The organism is Colwellia sp. RE-S-Sl-9, assembly GCF_048296855.1.
Taxonomy (GTDB): domain Bacteria; phylum Pseudomonadota; class Gammaproteobacteria; order Enterobacterales; family Alteromonadaceae; genus Pseudocolwellia.
Genome location: NZ_CP182631.1, coordinates 2,491,435 through 2,513,379 on the forward strand (window position 1 = coordinate 2,491,435; position 21,945 = coordinate 2,513,379).

General features: G+C 36.0%; 25 protein-coding genes. All 25 read right to left on the reverse strand.

Going from position 1 to position 21,945, the window contains the following annotated elements; translation table 11 throughout:
* Positions 1-20: 20 nt before the first annotated feature.
* The gene (gene mreD / locus ACM9HF_RS10660; RefSeq protein ID WP_473607572.1) at positions 21-500 is read right to left on the reverse strand and encodes a rod shape-determining protein MreD; all 480 of its coding nucleotides are present in this window, start codon (positions 498-500) and stop codon (positions 21-23) included.
* Complete coding sequence (gene mreC / locus ACM9HF_RS10665) at positions 500-1,360, reverse strand: rod shape-determining protein MreC (RefSeq protein ID WP_473607576.1); 861 nt, start codon at positions 1,358-1,360, stop codon at positions 500-502. Before mreC ends, mreD begins: the two co-directional genes overlap by 1 nt.
* A 61-nt stretch (positions 1,361-1,421) precedes the next feature.
* Complete coding sequence (locus ACM9HF_RS10670) at positions 1,422-2,465, reverse strand: rod shape-determining protein (RefSeq protein WP_473607579.1); 1,044 nt, start codon at positions 2,463-2,465, stop codon at positions 1,422-1,424.
* Positions 2,466-2,787: 322 nt separating this feature from the next.
* On the reverse strand, positions 2,788-3,222 hold the full coding sequence (locus tag ACM9HF_RS10675; protein WP_473607582.1) for a pilus assembly PilX family protein: 435 nt from the start codon (positions 3,220-3,222) through the stop codon (positions 2,788-2,790).
* Entirely contained in the window at positions 3,212-4,093 is an 882-nt protein-coding gene (locus ACM9HF_RS10680) for a PilW family protein (protein WP_473607586.1), read from the reverse strand. The genes ACM9HF_RS10675 and ACM9HF_RS10680 overlap by 11 nt, the downstream gene beginning before the upstream one ends.
* A complete protein-coding gene (locus ACM9HF_RS10685; RefSeq protein WP_473607590.1) occupies positions 4,093-4,662 on the reverse strand; it encodes a prepilin-type N-terminal cleavage/methylation domain-containing protein in 570 nt (189 codons plus the stop codon). Before ACM9HF_RS10685 ends, ACM9HF_RS10680 begins: the two co-directional genes overlap by 1 nt.
* A complete protein-coding gene (locus ACM9HF_RS10690) occupies positions 4,652-5,182 on the reverse strand; it encodes a type II secretion system protein (RefSeq protein ID WP_473607594.1) in 531 nt (176 codons plus the stop codon). The genes ACM9HF_RS10685 and ACM9HF_RS10690 overlap by 11 nt, the downstream gene beginning before the upstream one ends.
* A gap of 152 nt (positions 5,183-5,334) precedes the next feature.
* Positions 5,335-5,862, reverse strand: coding sequence for a prepilin-type N-terminal cleavage/methylation domain-containing protein (locus ACM9HF_RS10695; RefSeq protein WP_473607598.1), 528 nt, complete (start codon positions 5,860-5,862; stop codon positions 5,335-5,337).
* Positions 5,863-5,895: 33 nt separating this feature from the next.
* Positions 5,896-6,519, reverse strand: coding sequence for a prepilin-type N-terminal cleavage/methylation domain-containing protein (locus ACM9HF_RS10700; protein ID WP_473607601.1), 624 nt, complete (start codon positions 6,517-6,519; stop codon positions 5,896-5,898).
* A 103-nt stretch (positions 6,520-6,622) separates the two neighbouring features.
* Entirely contained in the window at positions 6,623-7,123 is a 501-nt protein-coding gene (locus ACM9HF_RS10705) for a hypothetical protein (protein WP_473607605.1), read from the reverse strand.
* Between the two features lie 36 nt (positions 7,124-7,159).
* Positions 7,160-8,398 carry a type II secretion system F family protein gene (locus tag ACM9HF_RS10710; RefSeq protein WP_473607609.1) on the reverse strand — a complete coding sequence of 413 codons (1,239 nt, stop codon included), beginning with the start codon at positions 8,396-8,398 and terminating at the stop codon, positions 7,160-7,162.
* An 8-nt stretch (positions 8,399-8,406) separates the two neighbouring features.
* Complete coding sequence (locus tag ACM9HF_RS10715; RefSeq protein WP_473607613.1) at positions 8,407-10,122, reverse strand: GspE/PulE family protein; 1,716 nt, start codon at positions 10,120-10,122, stop codon at positions 8,407-8,409.
* A 2-nt stretch (positions 10,123-10,124) separates the two neighbouring features.
* Positions 10,125-11,327, reverse strand: coding sequence for a tetratricopeptide repeat protein (locus ACM9HF_RS10720; protein ID WP_473607617.1), 1,203 nt, complete (start codon positions 11,325-11,327; stop codon positions 10,125-10,127).
* A complete protein-coding gene (locus ACM9HF_RS10725; protein ID WP_473607621.1) occupies positions 11,324-12,226 on the reverse strand; it encodes an ExeA family protein in 903 nt (300 codons plus the stop codon). The genes ACM9HF_RS10720 and ACM9HF_RS10725 overlap by 4 nt, the downstream gene beginning before the upstream one ends.
* Positions 12,227-12,228: 2 nt before the next feature.
* Entirely contained in the window at positions 12,229-13,950 is a 1,722-nt protein-coding gene (gene mshL / locus ACM9HF_RS10730) for a pilus (MSHA type) biogenesis protein MshL (RefSeq protein WP_473607625.1), read from the reverse strand.
* A gap of 20 nt (positions 13,951-13,970) precedes the next feature.
* Positions 13,971-14,282 carry a hypothetical protein gene (locus tag ACM9HF_RS10735; protein ID WP_473607629.1) on the reverse strand — a complete coding sequence of 104 codons (312 nt, stop codon included), beginning with the start codon at positions 14,280-14,282 and terminating at the stop codon, positions 13,971-13,973.
* Positions 14,275-14,982: a hypothetical protein gene (locus ACM9HF_RS10740; protein WP_473607632.1), complete on the reverse strand. Its 708-nt coding sequence runs from the start codon at positions 14,980-14,982 to the stop codon at positions 14,275-14,277. Before ACM9HF_RS10740 ends, ACM9HF_RS10735 begins: the two co-directional genes overlap by 8 nt.
* The gene (locus ACM9HF_RS10745) at positions 14,975-15,598 is read right to left on the reverse strand and encodes a PilN domain-containing protein (protein WP_473607636.1); all 624 of its coding nucleotides are present in this window, start codon (positions 15,596-15,598) and stop codon (positions 14,975-14,977) included. Before ACM9HF_RS10745 ends, ACM9HF_RS10740 begins: the two co-directional genes overlap by 8 nt.
* A complete protein-coding gene (locus tag ACM9HF_RS10750) occupies positions 15,595-16,494 on the reverse strand; it encodes a hypothetical protein (RefSeq protein WP_473607640.1) in 900 nt (299 codons plus the stop codon). The genes ACM9HF_RS10745 and ACM9HF_RS10750 overlap by 4 nt, the downstream gene beginning before the upstream one ends.
* A gap of 360 nt (positions 16,495-16,854) precedes the next feature.
* Positions 16,855-17,307 carry a 50S ribosomal protein L9 gene (gene rplI, locus ACM9HF_RS10755; RefSeq protein WP_473607644.1) on the reverse strand — a complete coding sequence of 151 codons (453 nt, stop codon included), beginning with the start codon at positions 17,305-17,307 and terminating at the stop codon, positions 16,855-16,857.
* Positions 17,308-17,327: 20 nt separating this feature from the next.
* The gene (gene rpsR / locus ACM9HF_RS10760) at positions 17,328-17,555 is read right to left on the reverse strand and encodes a 30S ribosomal protein S18 (RefSeq protein ID WP_076417170.1); all 228 of its coding nucleotides are present in this window, start codon (positions 17,553-17,555) and stop codon (positions 17,328-17,330) included.
* A gap of 9 nt (positions 17,556-17,564) precedes the next feature.
* On the reverse strand, positions 17,565-17,885 hold the full coding sequence (gene priB / locus ACM9HF_RS10765) for a primosomal replication protein N (RefSeq protein ID WP_473607650.1): 321 nt from the start codon (positions 17,883-17,885) through the stop codon (positions 17,565-17,567).
* Positions 17,886-17,891: 6 nt separating this feature from the next.
* On the reverse strand, positions 17,892-18,302 hold the full coding sequence (rpsF, locus tag ACM9HF_RS10770; RefSeq protein WP_473607653.1) for a 30S ribosomal protein S6: 411 nt from the start codon (positions 18,300-18,302) through the stop codon (positions 17,892-17,894).
* Between the two features lie 339 nt (positions 18,303-18,641).
* Positions 18,642-19,403 (reverse strand): 23S rRNA (guanosine(2251)-2'-O)-methyltransferase RlmB, encoded by a 762-nt coding sequence (gene rlmB / locus ACM9HF_RS10775; protein ID WP_473607657.1) that lies wholly within the window; start codon positions 19,401-19,403, stop codon positions 18,642-18,644.
* Positions 19,404-19,462: 59 nt separating this feature from the next.
* Positions 19,463-21,871, reverse strand: coding sequence for a ribonuclease R (rnr, locus tag ACM9HF_RS10780; RefSeq protein WP_473607659.1), 2,409 nt, complete (start codon positions 21,869-21,871; stop codon positions 19,463-19,465).
* Between the last annotated feature and the right edge of the window lie 74 nt (positions 21,872-21,945).

Sequence of the window (21,945 nt, forward strand, 5' to 3'; positions counted from 1 at the left end):
AATGCTTTTTTAATATAGGATTATTTAATTTGAAAATGCCGACGTATTTTTCTTAATAATAGCAATGCCCAAGGCCACAAAATAATAGTGGTAATTACAGGGTATAAATAACTAGGTAAAAACACCACGTCGCTTATAAAGCGCTGCATCCAAAAGACAAGCAAATGATATAAAGCGGCAAGTACTCCAACAATAATAGATTGTTGCCAAATAGAAAAGTTTCTAATTTTCTGAAAGTTTTCAGCAATAATAAAAACAGATATAGCTAAGGCTGCAGCATGCACACCCAATATAGAACCTAACAATACATCGAGTATGAAACCAATAACCCATGCAGTAATAACATTAACACGAGACGGTAATGCCAAACACCAGTAAATTAACACCACTAAAACCCAATCAGGTCGAAAAGCATCAACACTTAATGGCATAGGAATAATGGTTGCTATTAACGCTAACAATAAGGTTAATAAAATAATAATACCATTATGAGCTAACACTATTGTTGCTCCTCTTCATGAACAATAGGCTTAACATTCTTTGTGTTGGGCCATAAGAGTAACAAATAGCGTAAACGATCTATTTTTGCTACAGGTTCACTAATTACTTGAGCAAAAGCTCTTGATTCATCTTGATTAACTTTCAATATGGTTGAAACAGGATAACCTTCAGGGTATTTACCACCTAAACCTGAAGTCACTAGTACATCTCCAGGTACAACATCAGTACTATGCGGAACAAAGTTATTCACGAGCCTATCTATTTGCCCAGTACCTGTGGCAATCATTCTGATACCATTACGACTTACTCTTACTGGCACAGCATGAGTAACATCAGTAATCAAAATAACTCGACTACTTATTGTACCTACATGTTGAATTTGTCCTACAATACCTTGGTCATCTAAAACTGCTTGCCCTTCATAAACGCCATCATTCGCGCCTCTGTTAATCACTATTTGGTGAGTATAAGGATCACTATCAACAGCGATAACTTCTGCTACCATCTTCTTCGTTTCTTCACGTAAAGGAGAGGATAATAAAGAGCGTAGTCGATTATTTTCTTTTTCCAGATCAGAAAGATGCATTAACTGTTCGTGTAAAAGCAATTCATTAACTTTATAACTTTGATTTTGTTCGATTAAATCTTGGCGTGAGGTAAGGTTTTCAGCCGTCCAAATCATCATTCGTTTTGGTGCTGTCGCTAAGTACTGTAGTGGGCTTACAAAAGATTGAAGGTAGCCTCGAGCGGTTTCAAAACTGCCTATATGGTGGTCAAAAAAAATTAAAAGCACAGAACAAAACAGCACCAACAAGAGTCGGTGCTGTGCAGACGGGCCGTGTTTAAATATTGGGCTCATAAATATAGCTTTATTATTATCTAATGCTGCTTAATATTAAGGGGCTAGAATAATATAAATATTATTCGTAAGAAAATAAATCACCGCCGTGCATATCAATCATTTCTAATGCTTTTCCGCCGCCACGTGCAACACATGTTAGAGGATCATCAGCAACAACCACAGGAATACCTGTTTCTTCCATTAACAAACGGTCTAGATCTTTTAATAAAGCCCCGCCGCCTGTTAGTACCATACCTCTTTCTGAGATATCTGATGCTAATTCAGGTGGTGATTGCTCTAAGGCAACCATAATAGCACTTACAATTCCTGTTAAAGGCTCTTGTAGTGCTTCTAAAATTTCATTGCTGTTTAAGGTAAAACTACGTGGAACGCCTTCAGCTAAGTTGCGGCCTCTAACTTCTATTTCAATTAACTCTTCACCTGGGTAAGCTGAGCCAATTTCGTGTTTAATGCGCTCAGCCGTTGCTTCACCAATTAAGCTACCAAAATTACGACGTACGTAGTTGATAATAGCTTCATCAAATTTATCACCACCAATACGAACTGACGATGAATAAACAACACCATTTAGAGAAATAATACCAACTTCTGTCGTACCACCACCTATATCAACAACCATAGAGCCAGTAGCTTCTGATACAGGCATACCCGCACCAATTGCCGCAGCCATAGGTTCGTCGATTAAATACACTTCACGAGCACCAGCGCCTTCTGCTGACTCTTTAATTGCTCTACGCTCAACTTGTGTTGAACCACATGGAACACAAACCAGAACTCTTGGGCTTGGACGTAAAAAGTTATTACTGTGAATTTGTTTTATAAAATATTGCAACATCTTTTCAGTTACAAAGAAATTTGCAATAACTCCGTCTTTCATTGGACGAATAGCTTCTATATTACCAGGTGTTCTTCCTAGCATTTGTTTTGCAGCAGCACCTACTGCAGCAACACTTTTTGATCCACCGGATCTATCTTGTCTAATCGCAACAACTGACGGCTCGTTTAGCACGATGCCCTGATCTTTAACATATATCAGCGTGTTAGCTGTTCCCAGGTCTATTGATAAATCATTAGAAAACATGCCGCGTAATTTTTTAAACATACGATGAAAATGTCCTTTACAAATCGCATAAGAAAATACTTATGCCGTATTTACGTTTGTATTTTTAAACTCATATAAACATAAACAAATAGAATTAAATTTTTAGCTGCTAATCATACCGCAGTATAAGAGAAAGTGTCTTACCTTTTGTGAAAAAAACAGTATATTTTTACTTTTTTATAATATTTAAAAAGAGCTAGAGCTAAAACGGTAAAGATGATGTTTAAAAAGAGGAAGATAGTTACTATTTTTCACATCACATGTTAGATAAATCAAATTAGGTTAAATAATTGTTTTATGATTAGAACGATTAAAACCCAAATTAATTCATACTTTTCGCTTGTACTTCAACGACTCTAGAAGTCACCTCACCGTTGATTTCACATTGTCCTGTGCTGGTGATAGTAAAATAACTTACATTGTCATGTTTTACTTCTAAACAATCAACTTCCACTGAGCAGTAATCTAAACCTTCAATATTAGCCAAAGAAAAAGTATCGCCGATAGTACACATAGTACTATCTAGTCCAGTATTTAATGGAAAAAGTTGTTGTAATTTCCGTTGTGCACCTGTTTGTGCAGCATTATAGGCTCGAGTACCTAGCACTTCATAAGCGTAAGTTTCTTCATTAGTCGTCATCATTCTAAGTAAAGCGGCTCCAAGTAAAGACATAACCACTAAAATAAAAATAGCTAGAACGAGTGAGCTACCTTTCTGTGTATTTTTAGCTATTAAAAATTTTTGTTTAAGGAGCATTAGGAATATGAACCTCACTATTGAAAACAACAACTTCTTCGTTTTTGTTAAATCTTAACTTGATTAACGCTGTCGCATTTCTAAATTGGGTTGCTTGCGATACCTTAAAAGGAAAGTCATTACCTGAAAAATTCGTGGGGGTATAAGATAAATCTTCAGCCATTAATACACCGTCATCCCTAAATACAGCTATAGCACTGCTTAAATTATTTTGATCATTAGGATTGTCACCAACAAAACGTTTTAATTCATCTCCCTGTACACAATAACTCACTTTTGTATCAATAAAATATAATCTAGCTGTTGGTGAATCCGTAGGAAATGAAACATCATTAGTAAAGTTGATATCCCATCGGTTATTTGTTGGCGGAGTAACATGCGTAGTATTGTCGATAGTCGCATTTTCTAATGTTCTTATTCTTATATTTTGATATACATGATTGAGGCTAGTAGGATAAACCGCTACGCGATAATCAACTAAACCATTTAAAGCACTTGTATTAAAATCAACAACTGACAATGTTTTAGCTGTTTCATTTTCACTTTCCGTTGGAATATCTAAATAATTGGCTGTTGTTAAAATAGGAACATACTCAATACATTGAATATTAGTCAGATTGCCCGATTGATCTGTTAACGTAACTCTCACACTATTAGGTAAAGCAGTTCTTAATTCTCTATTTAATCGCTCTATCGCAAATCGGGCAGTAGCAACAATTTCAGAACGGTTTTTTACATCTACAAATATTTGAGAGCCTAACTTGAGGAAGCCGCTGATCCCTACCGATAATATGCCTAATAAAACAATAACAATAACTAATTCTACAAGCGTAAAACCTTTATCACCTTTATTGCTTAATAAGTACTTCATTAAAAGTTAGCCTTGTAACTTGCAAACGTTACCGATTCACCCTCAGCACTCGTAACAGTAACTTGGATCAACTTTGCGATGTTGTTCGTTGTATCGCACACACCGTCATAGTTACTATCGTTACAAACAAAAACATTCACACTAAAACCTATATATAACGAATCTAAATCTGCATCGTTATTATCATTAAGTGAATCTTCAACAATGGAATAATTATTATAGTCATCAACATCATTGTATAAGCTTCTATTGGTTTCTCCAGCATCAGAACCTAGGTCATTATTAGCAGTACACGTATCGATAGCGCCGTCTAAATCAGTATCTTTCCCCTCACCGCAACGATTCATTCCGCCCATCATATCTGAGTGTTCATCAAAAGCTTTACCCATAATTTCATTCATCATCGCTTGCCCTAGTTCTGCGGCTCTAACTTGATGAATTTGAACCGCACTTTGCGTTGCGGTAGGTAATATCATGGTAAAAATAATAGAAAAAGATAATGATAGAACCACAATACCAATAACAAGTTCTATTAAAGTAAAGCCTGAAGCTTTGCGATTAAATAGCATGAATATAACCTTGTGATTCGATTCTAACGGTAAGCGTATCACTACCTATAATTGTTATATTACAAGGGGGACTACAATTAGCAGGTATGCCATTTGAGTCGAAAATAAAAGAGTTACCCGTCATTCCTGATGTTACAAAAGTCACGTTATGATCTTCATCAATTTTAACGTCTAAATCATTTAAGGCTTGGTCATTGGCGTTTTTTTTGTTAACAGCGCAACTTCCTCCTACTGTCAAAAGTTTTGTTGAGACAATGACGGTATGACAAGCATTTCCTCCCACACTGGTTTGCTGCATCGCTCGTAATTGAATACTACGTAAAGTGGCAATAACTTCAGCTTGATAGGTATGCTCTTCAAAACCATCTGAACCGAACATTTTAGGGGCAACGGTAACAGCTAAAATACCCATAAGAACAATAACCAGCACCAACTCAATTATTGTAAAACCTCGCCCAGCTTTATAACTAAAGCTAGCTAAATGTTTACTTTTTAGTAGAGAATGCGTTTTATTATTCATTATAAAAGAGTACTTCAGTAGTTTTTAAAACACTATTAGTAGAATAGTACATAAATTATCATTTAAGATCAGCTAACTAATTTATTGTGTATCAACAGATAAAAAAAATGGAGAGCTAAAGCTCTCCATTATAAGATTGATTTTATCAAAAATTAACAACCATCTGGAATTACATCAATCACTGGTTTTATGTTAGAAGAGGAGCTTTCGTTATATATAACATAACAATTTTTAGCAATCGCTTGAGCAGTTGTTAAATCAGATGCTTCACGTGGGTACCATACAACAACACCATCAGTTCCTGTCGTTCCACTAGTGGCAATTGCAAATGGAGAAGTTGAAGTTACAACATCAACATCTAATATTTCTCCCCATGTAGCAGCTTCATTATTTGGCCAACCATTAGTTACACCAACATTATTAGTACCACCATTAACATTTAGATCTGCTTGTCCTACTTTCTCTCCTGCAATTAAAGCTTTAGCGTGAACAAGAGTAGTTGCACTTTCAACAGAAGCTCTAACAGCCTGAAAAGTAGAAGCTTTTGCATCACCCGTTAAATCAATAAATTTAGGTGCTGCGGTCGCGGCTAAAATACCTAAAATAACAATAACAACCACTAATTCAATGAGTGTAAAACCTTTTTGAGTATTCAGAGGTGATTTATTAATTTTTTTCATAAGATTACCTAAAGTTAATGTGCTAAATAAGGGTTAAATGTTTATATAAACTATAATTTGACTCGTTGCTGGTCGGTAAGTAAAGCTATTACCTACGCCTGTTAATGTGCCTGTTGGTGCAAGAAAGTCACCTGATGCATTTTTGTTTAACGTTTCTTTTAAAAAGTAATGACATAATGTAGTCGCTCCAGAACCTGAAGTCGTAGTGTAATAATCCATACCATTGGTATTGTTTAATACACTAATATCACTCGTTAACCCTGGTGGTTGTTGTAAAATACTATTCCATATATCAACACAATTACTTGCACCAAACCCACCACCTAAAGTTGCTCCATCATTATCACCTGTTAAAGATGCAACAATATAACCACCACGAATACCGTTGGCTTTATTTTCAGTGGTTAATAATACATCCGTGCCGTCATAATCAATAACGTTTCTATTAGTTGCGTCTGTAGGGCGTGCTTCGGCTTCCCATTGTGCACGCGCAAGGGATACACCTGTTGCAAACCCACCAGCCATACCTTCAATATTAGCTTGTTTTGCTTGGTCAGTTAAATTAATAAATTTTGGAATAGCGGTGACCGCTAAAAAACCCAAAATAACAACCACTATCACTAATTCTATTAGCGTAAAACCCGACTGTTTTCTCATAACAACACCATAACTTTCAAGATTATATTAATTGTAACAAGCATTTAGTTACAACACTACGTTACCTTAAAGTGAAACACTCTTACTTTCAACAACAAATAGTTTAAGGGTTAACGTTTTTTAATGATATTTGGCTTACTTTGCCATTTTCTGAACTGTATTCAAAATATTCACCTGACGGTAATTCAAAACGACAAACACGACCAACAACAATGTTGGCTGTTCTTATCTCCACTGCTGACACCGGGGAGTTCATAAAGTACATAGGCCCCATAATGACAGTTTTCCAAATATTGGCACAAGCATTTTCATTGTCTAAAGTATCAATCCAGCCACGTCGATTAACATGTATACGCTGGTTTTCTTGAGATAGCGATAAAACGATGTAATCAGGCTGTTTATCCATAAACCACTGTGCGTGCACTGCTGTAACTTTAGTAGAAAAATTTTGGGCTAAACGACTATAAGCAACCTCAGTAAATTTTTCTTCTTGCTTAAAAAACGAAACTATAAAACTCATCATTAATAGCGCTAATACTAAAACTATTATCACCATTTCAACTAATGATCTTTCTTTTTTATCAGACGCCTTAGGATTAAACATAACGTATAATTCAATTATTCGTTAATAAATTCATTATTATTTACCTTGAAATGCGGACATCATGTCCCACATTGGCGTGAAAATACCTAATGCTAATATAAGCACCATACCCGCAACAATTGATATCATTATAGGTTCAATTTTAGCGGTTAAATTACCTAGCTCGTAATCTACTTCACGTTCGTAGTATTCACCCACCTCTTCTAATAGTTCGTCAACTCTTCCCGTTTCTTCACCTACAGCCACCATTTGTAATACTAGAGAAGTAAACAACTTACTGGCCACTGCTGATCTAAGTAAGCTTTCACCACTTTCAATAGACTTCCGCATAGTGAGAATTTTTTCTTTCATGTAACTGTTATCAACGGCATCTGAAACTAAGTTTAGCCCCGATGTCATCGGTACACCTGCTCTTAATACTATAGCAAAGCTGTGGGAAAACCTTGAAAGAATAGAACGCTCAATAATACTGCCAACTATAGGTAAGTTCACTTTTCTTTTATCCCACCAATAGCGCCCTTTATCGGTTCTAACGTAATTACGTATAGCAAAGAAAGCAAATACACAACCAATCAACATATGAGGCCAAAACTCTAAGAAAAAATTTGAACTCGCAATAAGTATTTTAGTCGCTGCTGGTAAATCGGCACCTAATTTTGTAAACATATCAGCAAAGGTTGGAACAACAAATATGTTCAATATAACCATAGCGATAACGATAGCGCCAAGTACAAAAGATGGATAACGTAACGCTGTTTTTATTCGTTTTCGAGTTTCTTGTTCTCGGTCAAAATAACTCGCTAATTTAGCAAAAGCATCGTCTAATTTACCGGTATTTTCACCTACATGTATTAAAGAAACAAACAAAGGAGGAAATATTTTAGGGTACTGATTTAGCGCGGTTGATAGTGTATAACCACCTTCTAACTGACTTGAAACCCCAATCAAGGCTTCTTTTAATTTAACTGATGTCGTTGACTCAGCCATACCATTAATAGCTCGTAATATAGGTACGCCAGAACGCATTAGTGCATACATTTGACGACAAAAAATAATCAAGTCGTCTAATGTAACTAGAGCAAAACCTAACAGCTCGTTAATATCTATTTGAGCTAAATTGCTGTCTTTTTGATCACCTTTTAACGCTTCAATAGAAATGGGTATAATTTGTTGGCGAGAAAGTTGCTCTGCTGCCGCAGCCGAATTACTAGCTTCTAACTTTCCTTTAATTTGAGAGCCTTTGGTATCTCGTCCAATATAACTATACGCTGCCATTTTATTTATTACCCTGTAACGTCAACCGTTTCAACTAAGCGGAGTACTTCTTCTATACTTGTAATACCTTGAGTAGCATAATCAAATGCCGCTACGGCTAATGGCCTAAATGTAGGGTTAGCTTTGGCAAGCTTAGCAAACTCTTCAGGATCATCTCTTTTAAGTGCCGCCATCATGCCTTCATTCATTTCAAGTAATTCAAAAACACCAATTCGGCCTTTATATCCTGTATATTGACATGTTTGACAACCTTTACCTTGCTTAAATCGATGCGATGTTATCCCTTCACCCATCAAGTTTGTTAACCACAATTTTTCTTGGCTATTCGGTTCATGATCTATTGCACAACTCCCACAAACTTTTCTTACAAGTCGCTGAGCAATAACAGCCCTGAGCGAGCTACCTACTAAAAATCCAGCAGCCCCCATATCAATTAAACGAAGTGCACTCGTTATAGCGTCATTGGTATGTAGTGTTGATAACACCAAATGCCCCGTTAATGCGCCTCGTAAACCAATTTCAACCGTTTCTTTATCACGCATCTCACCAATCATAATAATATCGGGATCTTGACGTAATGCCGTTCTTAGCACTGAGGAAAAGGTAAGATTAATTTTACTGTTTACTTGAACTTGATTAACCCGTGGTAAACGATATTCGACAGGATCTTCTGCGGTAATAATTTTTTTGCTTGATTGATTTAATTCACTTAACGCTGCATATAAAGTCGTTGTTTTACCACTACCTGTAGGTCCTGTAACCAAAACCATACCATGTGGACGACTAATTTGATGGCGTATTCTTGCCACTAAATCGCTAGGCATACCTGTTTCATCTAAGGTAAGTAAGCCTTCAGTTTGATCAAGTAAACGCATAACAACAGATTCGCCATGCTGAACGGGCATGGTTGACATACGAACATCTACATTATGTCCACTAATTTGCAAATTAAAACGACCATCTTGAGGTAAGCGCTTTTCAGAAATATCTAGCCCTGCCATTAGCTTTAAACGTAACACCATAGCCGATGCAATTTTATTTTCTTTAAGAATATTTTCTTGTAAAACACCATCAATACGCTGACGAATACGGAGTTGATTTTCATCAGGTTCTATATGTATATCTGAAGCGCGCATTTGAATGGCATCTTCGAATACTGATTGTAATAATTTACCAACGGTTGCATCACCGCCCTCATCGCCAAATGAAGAGCCCAAGTCAAAATCAGCCGTTTGGTCGTATTCTTCTTCTAATTGACTTGCAAAAGACTCTATATCCGCTGTTTTTCGATACAAACCATCAAAAGCCTCAAAGAGTTGCGACTCCATAACAACAGCAAGTTTTAACTGCTTAGGGGCAAGCATTTGCTCAAGTTGATCTAAGCCGCCTAAGTCAGCAGGATCACTCATGCCAATAAGAACAGCATCACCTTGGTCTTCAATTATTAATGCTCTTAGGCGCCTTGCATGTACTTCAGGTAATAATGAGGCCACTTCTGAAGGTATGCGCCTTTGGCTAATATCAAGAAATGGCACACCAAGTTGTTGAGCTAAAAATTCGAGTAATTGCCTTTCACCAATATAGCCTAGCTCGATTAGCGTATCACCTAGCTTGCGTCCTGTAGATTTTTGACTATTTAATGCCTGCATTAACTGTTCGTTAGTTACAATGTGTTCATGCACTAACAAATCACCTAACCGCATTTTTAATTTAGGTGCTGCCATTATTATTCTCCTAACTCTGTCATTCTTTGTCTGATAAATTGCGCTGAATTACTAGATAAGCTTCCTTTAGACAAAGCCATTCTATATGCTGTTTTTGCTTCTTCAAATTGGCTATTTCGATCTAGAGCTACAGCTAATCCCATCCACCACTTACCTTTATAGTCTTCTATAGTGGTAAGTTGCTTATAAGCTAAAATAACACTGTTTACGTTTCCTAAAGATTGCGCAGTATTGGCTAATAACAGTTGATACTCTACGTTCTGTACAGTAGAAAAGTCATTTAATACATTAAATGCTTCTTTGCTGTTATTTTGACTAATTAAAATTCTGGCTTTCATCAGCCTGAAATCAATATCGTCAGGGTATATGTTCATGCCTTGTGATAATAAATTTAGTGCAGGCCTATAAAGTCTACGACCAAACCATAAAGCGGCTAATTGCTTGCGTGCGCCTTTATTTTCAGGCTGAATAAGTAAAATATCTTCAAACAAGCGCTCCGCTATAGGTATTTCATTATCAATTATAGCTCGTTCAGCTTTTTTCAGTTTATTTTGTACAACACGTTCGGGCGATAATTTACTTCTAGAAATACTAAGAGATGATTTTATTTCTGGTTCTTGAGTTACTTCAGCTTTCAAGTTTTCTTCTAAAATCTCAGGTTCCATCATATCATCAAGTGGTGTAACTACCGTATTGCTGTATTCCACAGTTTGCAGGTTTTGAGCTTGTTGACTACTTACTTTAGTTATCGTCTTAGGTTGTTCAATATTATTTTCGTGGACTAATATGAGTTGCTTATTTGTTACCGGACTTATAACTTTAATGGATTGTTGTTGCTCAGTAATTTGATGAATTGTAGGTGTGTTTTCTTTTTTAAATTCTGATATTGCTTCGACGGGCTGATTTTCTAATATTTGCTTAGTATTAACAGGTGTTTCAATTGTTGATTGATCATTCGAAGCATTTGTATTAGAAGAGTTATTACTCGTCACATTTACAGATGTTTTAAGCGCTTTATTTTCAGAATACAAATTCCATGTATAAATGCCCAATACATTAACAACAATAATAAGAAGAGCAATAAGCGCTATTTTAATAGCAGATAAGGGCTTATTATTTCCATAGCTAGTATCAAAGCGACTATTACCTGTCGATTGCTCATTTCGTTGTTCAAGCTCTTTTAGCATTTGATTAATAACACTCATCCTTGGAAACTCCAATAGAAATAAGCACCAACGAACAAAGTAACTAAAATGACACTTGTAAAAATCCATCGAAAATCAATTATGGGTAATTGTGTATCTTCGGTGTCTTTTATTGCGGCTTTTAAATGGCTTGTATTAATTTGAAAGTGTCCTTGACCATATGTGAGCATAAGCATTTTGTGGCATAAAATATTAACTAATCTTGGAATACCTTGAGTTGCTTTGGATATTTTTTTACAAAGACTAGTGTTAAATAATAAGGCACCTTTATAACCCGCTGTTTTTAAACGATGTTCAATGTAACGCTCAACTTCAGTGCTTGTCATTGCCCTTAACTTATAAGAAAAGGTGATCCGTTGCCTTAGTTGACGAAAATTAGTTTGGCTCAATCGTTCATCTAGTTCTGGTTGTGCGAACAACACAACCTGTAAAAGCTTTCTTGTTTCTGTTTCAAGGTTGGTAAATAATCGAAGAGCCTCTAAACTTTCTTCAGGTAAAGCTTGCGCTTCATCTAATATAAGTACAACCGAACGACCTTCTTTGTGTAAATCAATGAGCTTTTGTTGAATACGCTGTGTCAGTAGCTGAACCGACATTCGTTGTGCTTGTTTTACACCTAGTTCAATAGCTACAGCCCTTCTTAATTCATCTGGCTTTAAATAGGGGTTGGGAATATAAGCAGTAACAAAGTGTTTAGGTATTTCGTTTAATAATTTTCGGCATAACAAAGTTTTCCCTGTACCAACTTCACCAATGACTTTAATGAAACCCTCACCTGTTTGCAAAGCCGTAATCAGCACTGCTAAAGCCTCGTTATGAGGCTCTAGTCCTAAAAAAAAATGCGTATTTGGTGTCAGCGTAAAAGGTAATTCGCGTAAGCCAAAGTGGTACAAGTACATTTTTACTGTTCGCTAGTTGTGTTTTCAACTTCTTCAGGAAACCATTGCTTTAATAATGCTCTTGCGTCTTGTAATTGTGTTTTCCAGGTATTTTGATCAACAACAATCGGCTTAAGCATGATAATAAGTTCTTTCTTTTGGGTACTTTCCGTTTTACTTTTAAACAACTCACCAAATAAAGGAATGTCACCAAGTAGCGGGGTTTTAGATTCTTGATCAACCTTACGAGATTCAATCAAACCACCAATAACAACTATCTCTCCCGACTTAGCGCGAATAATGGTATCTGATTCACGAACGCTACTTTGCGCTAATGGTAATGAAAAGTTTTCATCGCCTAAACGTATCGTTTTAGTTTGCTCGTCGGTAATAGTAACTGACGGATGAACATGTAAAATAACTTCTCCATTTTTATCTATTTGCGCGGTAACATCTAATGCAATCCCAGAGAAAAAAGGCGTTAATTGAATTTCAGGAGTTGTTGTAGTTGCGGTGCCTGTAGTAGTAGTACTTGAAATTTCAGTAACAAAATACTCATCTTCACCTACTTTAATTACAGCTTTTTGATTATTTGTTGCTGTAATTCTAGGACTAGATAATATTTGGACATTACCTTGTGTCGAAAGTAAATCTATAACACCTGAAAAATCAGCATTTTTAAAACTAAGACCGGTTAATCCTCCCACAGATGCCGAAATAACATTACCCACAAGATTTCCTGTAGTTTGAAAATTAATATCTGTAGAGCCAACATGACCTAAAACATTTTCCCACTTAACCCCTTGTTGATAATCATCGTTAAGCGTAACTTCCATTATTTTTGCTTCAATAATAACTTGTCTACGTAAATGTTCTTGTGAATCAGATAAGAATTTTCTAACTGATGCTATTTCATTGGGTAATGCGCGTACGGTAACCAAGCCCGCTTGAGGAGAAACAATAACAGAGCGACCTTCACCACCTTCAGCCTTAACACCAATTAAAGAAGATAAATTTTCTTTTAATTCTTCCCAATAGTTAGATTCATTACTTGTGTAGATATTTGTGCCGCTACTACCATTACTGTTCTGGCTATTTTGATCATTATTATTTTGATTATTTGAATTACCAGAGTTTCGATTAGAGCTACCACTCGAGCGATTTCCTGAAGACCCTCCAGAATTTGGATCGTTTTCTGATACACCACCAGAATTAACCCGAGTGCTAGAAGATCCCCCTCGCTTAACAAAAAGGTAATCTAAAGGAATAGTTTCAGTACGCATACCTGCCGCATACACTTGAATAACATTTCCTTGGCGACGGATATCATAACCATACAATTCTGCTATAACATTAAGAGTTTCTTGAATAGTTACCTCTTTTAAATTCAATGTTATAGAGCCAGATACATCTGGATGTACTGCAATACTATAAGAAGAGTCTTCTACCAAGGCAGCAAAAAAGTCTTGCGCTTTTACATCACTAGCAGCAATTTCTAATCGCTTTTCAGCCAATAAACCATTTTTAGCCGTTTGTATGCTTTGTTGCATTAATTCTTGTTGAACAGCGTTAGGTAATTGAGTTAACGGCTTAGGAGTTTTGGGTTTTGTTGATTCTTCAATGGCTTTATCTAACTCATTATTAACAACTGTTGGTTGGTCAGGCACCGTTTGACAACCCACTACAGCGAGAGATAAAAAAGAAATTACACAGCTATTTATTAGACTCAATTTTGATAGTTTCATATGATTATTTCTTTTCATTATTATTTAGTTACAACATTAGAAAACATAGACAGCTTTAAACGTTCGTCGTCAGATCGTAATATAACACTTGAGGAGTTTACTGTGATTAACTCATGCTCTCCAATATAATCACCTACTTTCATAAGCTTACCACTTATAATTGCAGATTTATTTTTACTACTATAGATAATGGTTTCAAGCACTAGGCCCTTTTTAATATTTTCAATGCCTGCACTATTCGATATTGACAATGGTTTTGTAGGATCAACATCTTGCGCATAGTTATGAAGAGAAAATACCGATAACAATATGATTAATATAAATTTATACACCAATAAATTCCTCATTAGTACTTAAACTATACATCTCAATTTCTAATTCGCCCAATGGATATTTTTTAATTTTATATCTAAAATCTTTCCAAAAAAACTTCCATGGCATAGCCTCTAATTGTGATAAATAGTCACGTAATTGAAAATATTTACCCGTTAATTTTAATCGAATACCATGCTGGTATAGGTTTATATTCCCTTCAACTGTATCGGTGCTAGCTAATTTAGGTTCTTCTTTTGTATTTTTTTCATCATCGGCTAAATCTCCCTCTTCTCCCATTAAAGGCCTAGCACCTAGTAATTCGAATGAGATAAGTGAAACGCCTTTTTGAACTTTAAGCATATCAATCAATGCAAATCTCATTTGAATAGGATCAATGAGTTCTGAAGTTAATAACAATAGTTTATCGTCTATCTGTTTTAGCTGTTTCTCGTAAGCAGATATTTGTGTATTTAATGCTACATTAGGATCTTTAGCTAAAGCCTCTTCATAAATTGAAATAGAAGATCGAATCGATTTATTTTCTATTACTAGACTCGCTGATTGTTCTTTAATATTTTGGGTTTTTGCTAAGCTCGGATCAAGAAACAAGCTAAACGAAATAAAAACAACCGCAACTAATCCCGTAATTAAAATTAAGTATTGCTCTCTAGAACTGATATTTTGAAACTTATCTGAATACTCTTGCCATTTACTCATAAGAAAAGTCCTCAAGATTCACTTTAGAACTTACAGCAAATTGAATTTGTTGTTTTTCGTTTTCTTGCATAACAAAATTAATAAACTTTTTACCCGATAAAAAAGTAGAATTTTCAAAGCCAGCCAACCAAGAAGGAACTGCTTGAGGATTTTTAGTAACACCAGCAAAGGTCATATCGTCGTTATTAATTTGTACAATAGACAAACTAATACCTTTATGATGATTTTCAGATAATTCGGTCATTGATTGAGCAAAACCTGCAACCCGAGTTTTACTGGTATCGGTGAGTTCTGCATGCAATTGTGTTTTATTATTTAAAATTAACGCGAGTAAATCTATTTTTTCTTTCAGTCTATTATTCGGTTTATGAGCTTCTAGCTCATTTTCTAACTGAACGAGTTTTTCATTTAAAGCTATTTTTTCATTGTTCAATTGAGTAAAACGTTTATTTTCCTGTACAAGTTGATTTTGGCTTAGAATAATCCACGATAACATCGCTAAAAGAATTACGCCCCAAACAATAATCACTCTTTTTAAAGACCATAGTGGTTTTACTGGCGTTAGTTCAGGCTGCAATAAATTTATACTATGCTTACCTACCACTACCTCTGTCATACACTTACCCCCATGTTAGGTAACATAGAAGCACCAACCGCACATGGAAAATTACGATATTGTTCAAAACCTTCAGGCATTGATAAAAGATTTACAGGCACATTGGTATTTTCTGAAATTTTACGAACTAAAAAGGCTTCAGTTGCCATAGGAATAATGACCTGAATTTCTTTAATTGGTGCTTGTTTTAATTGTCGTTCAAAATAATCTGTTGAGCGTTGTATTTCTAGGCTCAACATATCTATCGAACCCATAGTTAACTCTTCTTCAGTTTTTTGTGATATTTGAGATAAGCCTCGAATACGACGCTGAAAAAAGATCTTACCTTGCTTAATAATAAGAATTAATAATTCTTCATTAGCATGCTGACAAACAAGTAAAATAGCTAATTCACTTTCTGGTATTAATTGAGCAAAAGCAAACTCTACCGTTGTAATTAATGCAATATCTAATTGCTTTTCACTCATATTTTCAACGATCGCTCTTAACTCAGTTAAGTCAGCACACACTACATTGATTTTTTCTACATTCATCGACAATTGAGGCACATCAAAATAATCAACCACCATATTGTCGGGTTTAAATGGTACTAGATCTTTCACTTGCCATTTTAATGCCGCATTAATTTCTGTATCAGGCACCTTGGGTTTATCTACTTGTACGATTTGATACTGACTCGAGGATAAAACAATATGACACAAGCCTTTCCCATTAACATTATCAGCTAATTTAGCAATAGATGCTGAGGTATTCGGTTTGGTGATTTTTTGACAATCTGGAGAGGCATTTATAGGTCGATAACAATAAGATAACGAGTCAGGCTGTAAACTCACACCAATAATGTCATTCGATTTTTTTTTAGAAAACAGTTTATTAATTTTAGGTATAAGTGACATATGTCTATTTTATTGTTTATTTATAACGAATTACCTAAATTCCATTATCCTCTATTAGTAAATTGACGCAAGTTTTTAATCAAAAATTTGTGTCTCTGTAAATAAGAATAATTAAAAGATAATTTACATGTAATTCAAAGAACTTACATTAACTGTAACGTAAATTCATCAAACAACCAGATATTTAATGAATAAAATTTAGATTTATACCAAACGCATTAATGAATTATCTATTTTGTACAGAGGAAATTACCACAGACAAGAGTTGGATACATACTTTTTTGTAGGCAATAAAAAACGCCGTATTATCAATTAATAATACGGCGTTTAAAAATTTATAACTAAATAATTAGTCTAAATTTATGCTTCAGCGATAACAACAACTTTGATGTTAGTATCAACATCATTGTGTAAGTGAATAACGATATCGAATTCACCTGTTTCACGGATAGCACCTAATGGTAAACGTACTTCAGCTTTAGTCACTTCAACACCAGCTTCAGTAATTGCATTAGCGATATCACGAGTACCAATTGAACCGAATAATTTACCTTCGTCACCCGCTTTTGATGCGATAGTAACTTCAGCTAATTCAGCTAATTTAGTAGCACGAGCTTCAGCTGCTGCTAAAGTTTTTGCTAATTGAGCTTCTAATTCAGCACGACGAGCTTCAAAGTGCTCAACGTTAGCCGCAGATGCAAATACAGCCTTACCTTTTGGTAATAAGTAGTTACGTGCATAGCCAGACTTAACTGACACCTTGTCACCAAGGCCGCCTAATTTGGCGATTTTATCAAGAAGGATTACTTCCATTTTCAAAACCCCTTATTAGGTTACTTATGTAAATCTGTATATGGTAACAATGCTAAATAACGAGCACGCTTGATCGCACGACCAAGTTGACGTTGATATTTAGCAGCTGTACCAGTAATACGGCTAGGAACGATTTTACCACTTTCAGTGATATAGTTTTTTAGTGTTGCAATATCTTTATAATCGATAGAAACAGCACCTTCTGCAGTAAAACGGCAGAACTTACGACGTCTAAAAAAACGAGACATGGATTTCTCCTAATTAATCATTTCAATCTGTTGAGCATGTAATACAAGAAGTGGATTACCATTTCTCGATTCGTGCCGGTTGATAAAACCAGTCACTTTTACATTACAGCCCTCAGTTAAATCACGAGTTAAGTTTTGTGACATATCACCTGTTGCTACTACTTGTATTCGAACAAACGCTTGTCTGTTCATGCCTGCTTCATTTTGAATAGAATGATGATCTATTGAAAACTGACAATGCTGAATACCCGCTGGGCTTGTTGATATTTTAGGTCGTTTAATAACCGTTCCTACCAACACAAGGCAATTCTCTGCTAAAGAGATTGTCACTGTTACTTATTCTTCGCCTGCAACTTCTTCAGCTGGAGCTTCTTCAGCAGCAGCTTTAGGCGCTTCTTCAGCAACATCTTTCTTAACTTCACGACGTTCTTCAGAAACAGCCATAACTGAAGCTTCAGTTACTGCATCTTTAGTACGCATGATCATGTTACGAATAATAACATCGTTGTAACGGAAAGAAGTTTCTAGTTCATCAATAACTGATTGAGGCGCTTCAATGTTAATTAAAACATAGTGTGCTTTGTGCAGTTTATTAATTGGGTATGCTAATTGGCGACGGCCCCAGTCTTCAAGACGGTGGATTTTGCCTTCAGCAGCATTGATCAAGTCAGTATAACGCTGGATCATGCCAGGTACTTGTTCACTCTGATCAGGGTGAACCATAAATACGATTTCGTAATGACGCATTACGAGCTCCCTACGGTTGTAGCCTCTTATCTGGCTCAGCCAACACCAGTGTTGAGACAAGGAACAAAAAGTTCTAGCTGAATTAAGGTCGCGTAGTGTAGATAAAATCGACATCAAAGGCAAGCGTTGATTGTAGGGTGGACTAAGGGGATTTTTTAAACTGTTATGGTTGTAAGTTTCAATAAATTATCTAAGACATTTACATATTCTGAACCTAGGTATAAACAAATACATTTTAACCTTTAAAATCAAAACATTGAATCAAACACAAGATGTAAAAAAAGAGCAATTAAAGCTCTTTTAAAAATGATGCTATAAAAATTATAACCGCAAAGGTATTTAATTTTTATTTAACCGCTGCCTAACTATTTCAAATAAACAAATACCTGTTGCTACTGAAACATTTAAACTTGAAACACTACCAGCCATGGGTAACTTAACTATTTGATCGCAATTTTCGCGCGTTAAACGGCGCATGCCTTTCCCTTCAGCGCCCATAACAAGAGCCATTGGGCCTTCAAACTTAACATCGTACAAATTGGTATCGGTTTCGCCAGCAGTACCTACAATCCAAACACCTAAATCTTGTAACTGTTTCATGGTTCGAGATAAGTTAGTTACTTGTACAAGAGGAACTGTATCTGCAGCACCTACAGCTACTTTTCTCACTGTTGCCGTGATGCGTGCAGCATTGTCTTTAGGTACAATTATCGCGTGTACACCTGCAGCGTCAGCATTACGCAAGCAAGCACCTAAGTTGTGTGGATCGGTTACACCATCCAGTATTAAGAAAAAAGGTAATTCTTCTTTTTTATTAGCCGCTGCAACTATGTCATCAAGATCAGATTCTGTATATATCTTGCCTGCTTTTACACGGGCTAATACACCTTGGTGTTGCTCACCTTCACTTTTCTCATCGAGTACTTTTCGATTCACTAATTGTGTTGGTATACCGTACTTTCTTGCTAAATTAATAATAGGTTTTAAACGTTCGTCTTCTCGACCTTTTAAAAACCACAATTCAACAAATAATTCAGGTGCTCTCTTTAACATTGAATTAATGGCATGAATGCCAAATACTACTTCGTCTTGCTTTGCCATGTTAGTTACTTATCTATTTATGTTTCAAATTTGTTTTAGCTATCTAATTAATGAGATAACTATTTAGCTTTTAAGCGTGCATTCTTTCCTGGGCGCGGCTTTTTCACTTTTTTCTTTTTAGACTTCGCTTTTGGTTTTGTTTTTTCAGATGATACCGCCCCAGCTTTTGCTTTAGGCCCTTTTTTCACGACTTTGTCACTCGCACTATTCTTTTTAATACCTTTGCGAGGAGAACGTGTACGTCGTTGATCTTTTTCGTCAACAACAACTCCGTCAATCATCAAGTCTATTTTTTTCTCGTCTAAGTTAACTGCTGCAACTTTAACTTCAATTGCATCACCTACTTTGTATTTAGTTCCGGTATTTTCACCCGTTAAACACAATCTGACTTCGTCGAATCGATAATAATCACGACCTAATGAGTTAATATGAATTAAACCTTCAATACCTAAATTAGCGAGTCTTACAAATAAACCAAAGTTAGTAACGGTTGAGATAACACCATTAAAACTATCACCAATATGATCTTGCATAAACTCACACTTCAGCCAGTCAGATACATCTCTTGTTGCATCGTCAGCTCTGCGCTCTGTCATAGAGCAATGTTCGCCAAGCTCGATAACTTGTTCCGATGTGTATGTATACTCACCATCGTTAGCGCCAGTTAATTTCTTATCTGCTTGCTTCTCTAAAATAGCTTTAATAACACGATGCACTACAAGATCAGGATAACGACGAATAGGTGAAGTAAAGTGACTATATGACTCAAGTGCTAAACCAAAATGACCTAAGTTATCACTTTGATACACGGCTTGTTTCATTGACCTTAACAGCATGGTTTGAATCAGCTCTTGATCGGGCCGGTCAGCAATACGTTTTAATATTTGGCCATAATCAGCAGGTGTTGGCTCTTCTTTTGCTGGAGTTTCAATACCTAACTCTCGTATATAGGTAACAAAATTATTGTATTTATCGCCACTTGGCTTTTCATGTACTCTGAATAAACCGTGAGCTTTATGCTTTTCAATAAACTTAGCAGTAGAAACGTTCGCTAAGATCATACATTCTTCAATAATTTTATGTGCGTCGTTACGTACGAGTGATTCGATAGAAGCGATTTTCTTATCAGCATTAAAAATGAATTTTGATTCTTCTGTTTCAAACGCAATAGCACCACGTTTTAAGCGTGAATCATTTAATGCTTGATACATGCTGTTTAAGTTTTCTAAATCAGGTACTAATGCTGCATATTCAGCTTTAAGTGCTTCGTCACCATCAAGAATGGCTGCCACTTTTGTATAAGTGAAACGTGCATGAGAACGCATTACAGCTGAGTAGAATGTTGAATCGACTAACTCACCTTGAGCATCAATCGACATCTCACATACCATACACAAACGATCTACATTTGGGTTTAAAGAACATAAACCATTAGAAAGTTTTTCAGGCAGCATAGGAATAACTTGGCTTGGGAAGTAAACAGAGTTACCTCTTGATATCGCTTCGTCATCTAACGCTGTTTTGTCTCGAACATAGTAGCTCACATCGGCTATAGCAACCCATAGTGTCCAACCACCCTTTTCGTTAGGGCGACAATACACTGCGTCATCAAAATCTCGAGCGTCTTCACCATCTATAGTAACTAGTGGTAAATCTCTCAAATCTTTCCTGCATGCTTTAGGCGCTTCTTCTACTTCATCAGAAAGAACACTGACTTCTTCCATAACCTCTGCAGAAAATTGATGGGGTAAGTCATGCTCTCTTAAGGCAATTTCAATTTCCATACCTGGGGCCATATGCTCGCCAAGTACTTCAACCACTTTACCTACAGCATTTGCACGTTTAGAAGGTCGCTGTGTTACCTCAACAACCACTACTTGACCGTGCCTAGCTCCCATACGTTCACTAGGTTCGATTAATATATCTATTTTAATTCGAGCATCATCTGGCTTCATATAAACAATGTGTTTTTCAACGAACAATCGCCCAACAATGCCGCTCTTTCTCGGTTGAATAACATCAAGTATACGAACTTCTTTGCGACCTTTACGGTCAGTTCTATCAACTAAAATAGCTTCTACAATATCGCCATGAATAACGCGCTTCATTTCATGAGCTGAGATGTATAAATCTTTACCCGGCTTTTCTCCTGAAGCAACATCAGGAATAAAGAAGCCAAAACCATCTCTATGGCCGCTCACTCTACCCGTTAGTACACTATTTTTAGGTGCAATCGCGTATTGCTTAAATTTATTAAATATTATCTGTCCACTGGTTTCCATTGCACGTAAACGTCGCTTCAAACCTACTTTGTTATTTTCATCGGTGTAGTTAAAGGTTTTGAGTAGTGCATTGAAAGTGGGCGGGATAGGAGCATCTTGAATTACAGATAAAATAAGCTCTCGGCTTGCGACCGGTTGTTCGTATTTTTCTGCTTCACGTTTTGAAAAAGGGTCTTTTAAAGTCACAGTATAAGTTCAATAATATTTTTGTTTATTATACGCAATTGCCCTAAATTAAGCGAATTAATGAGCATTAATTT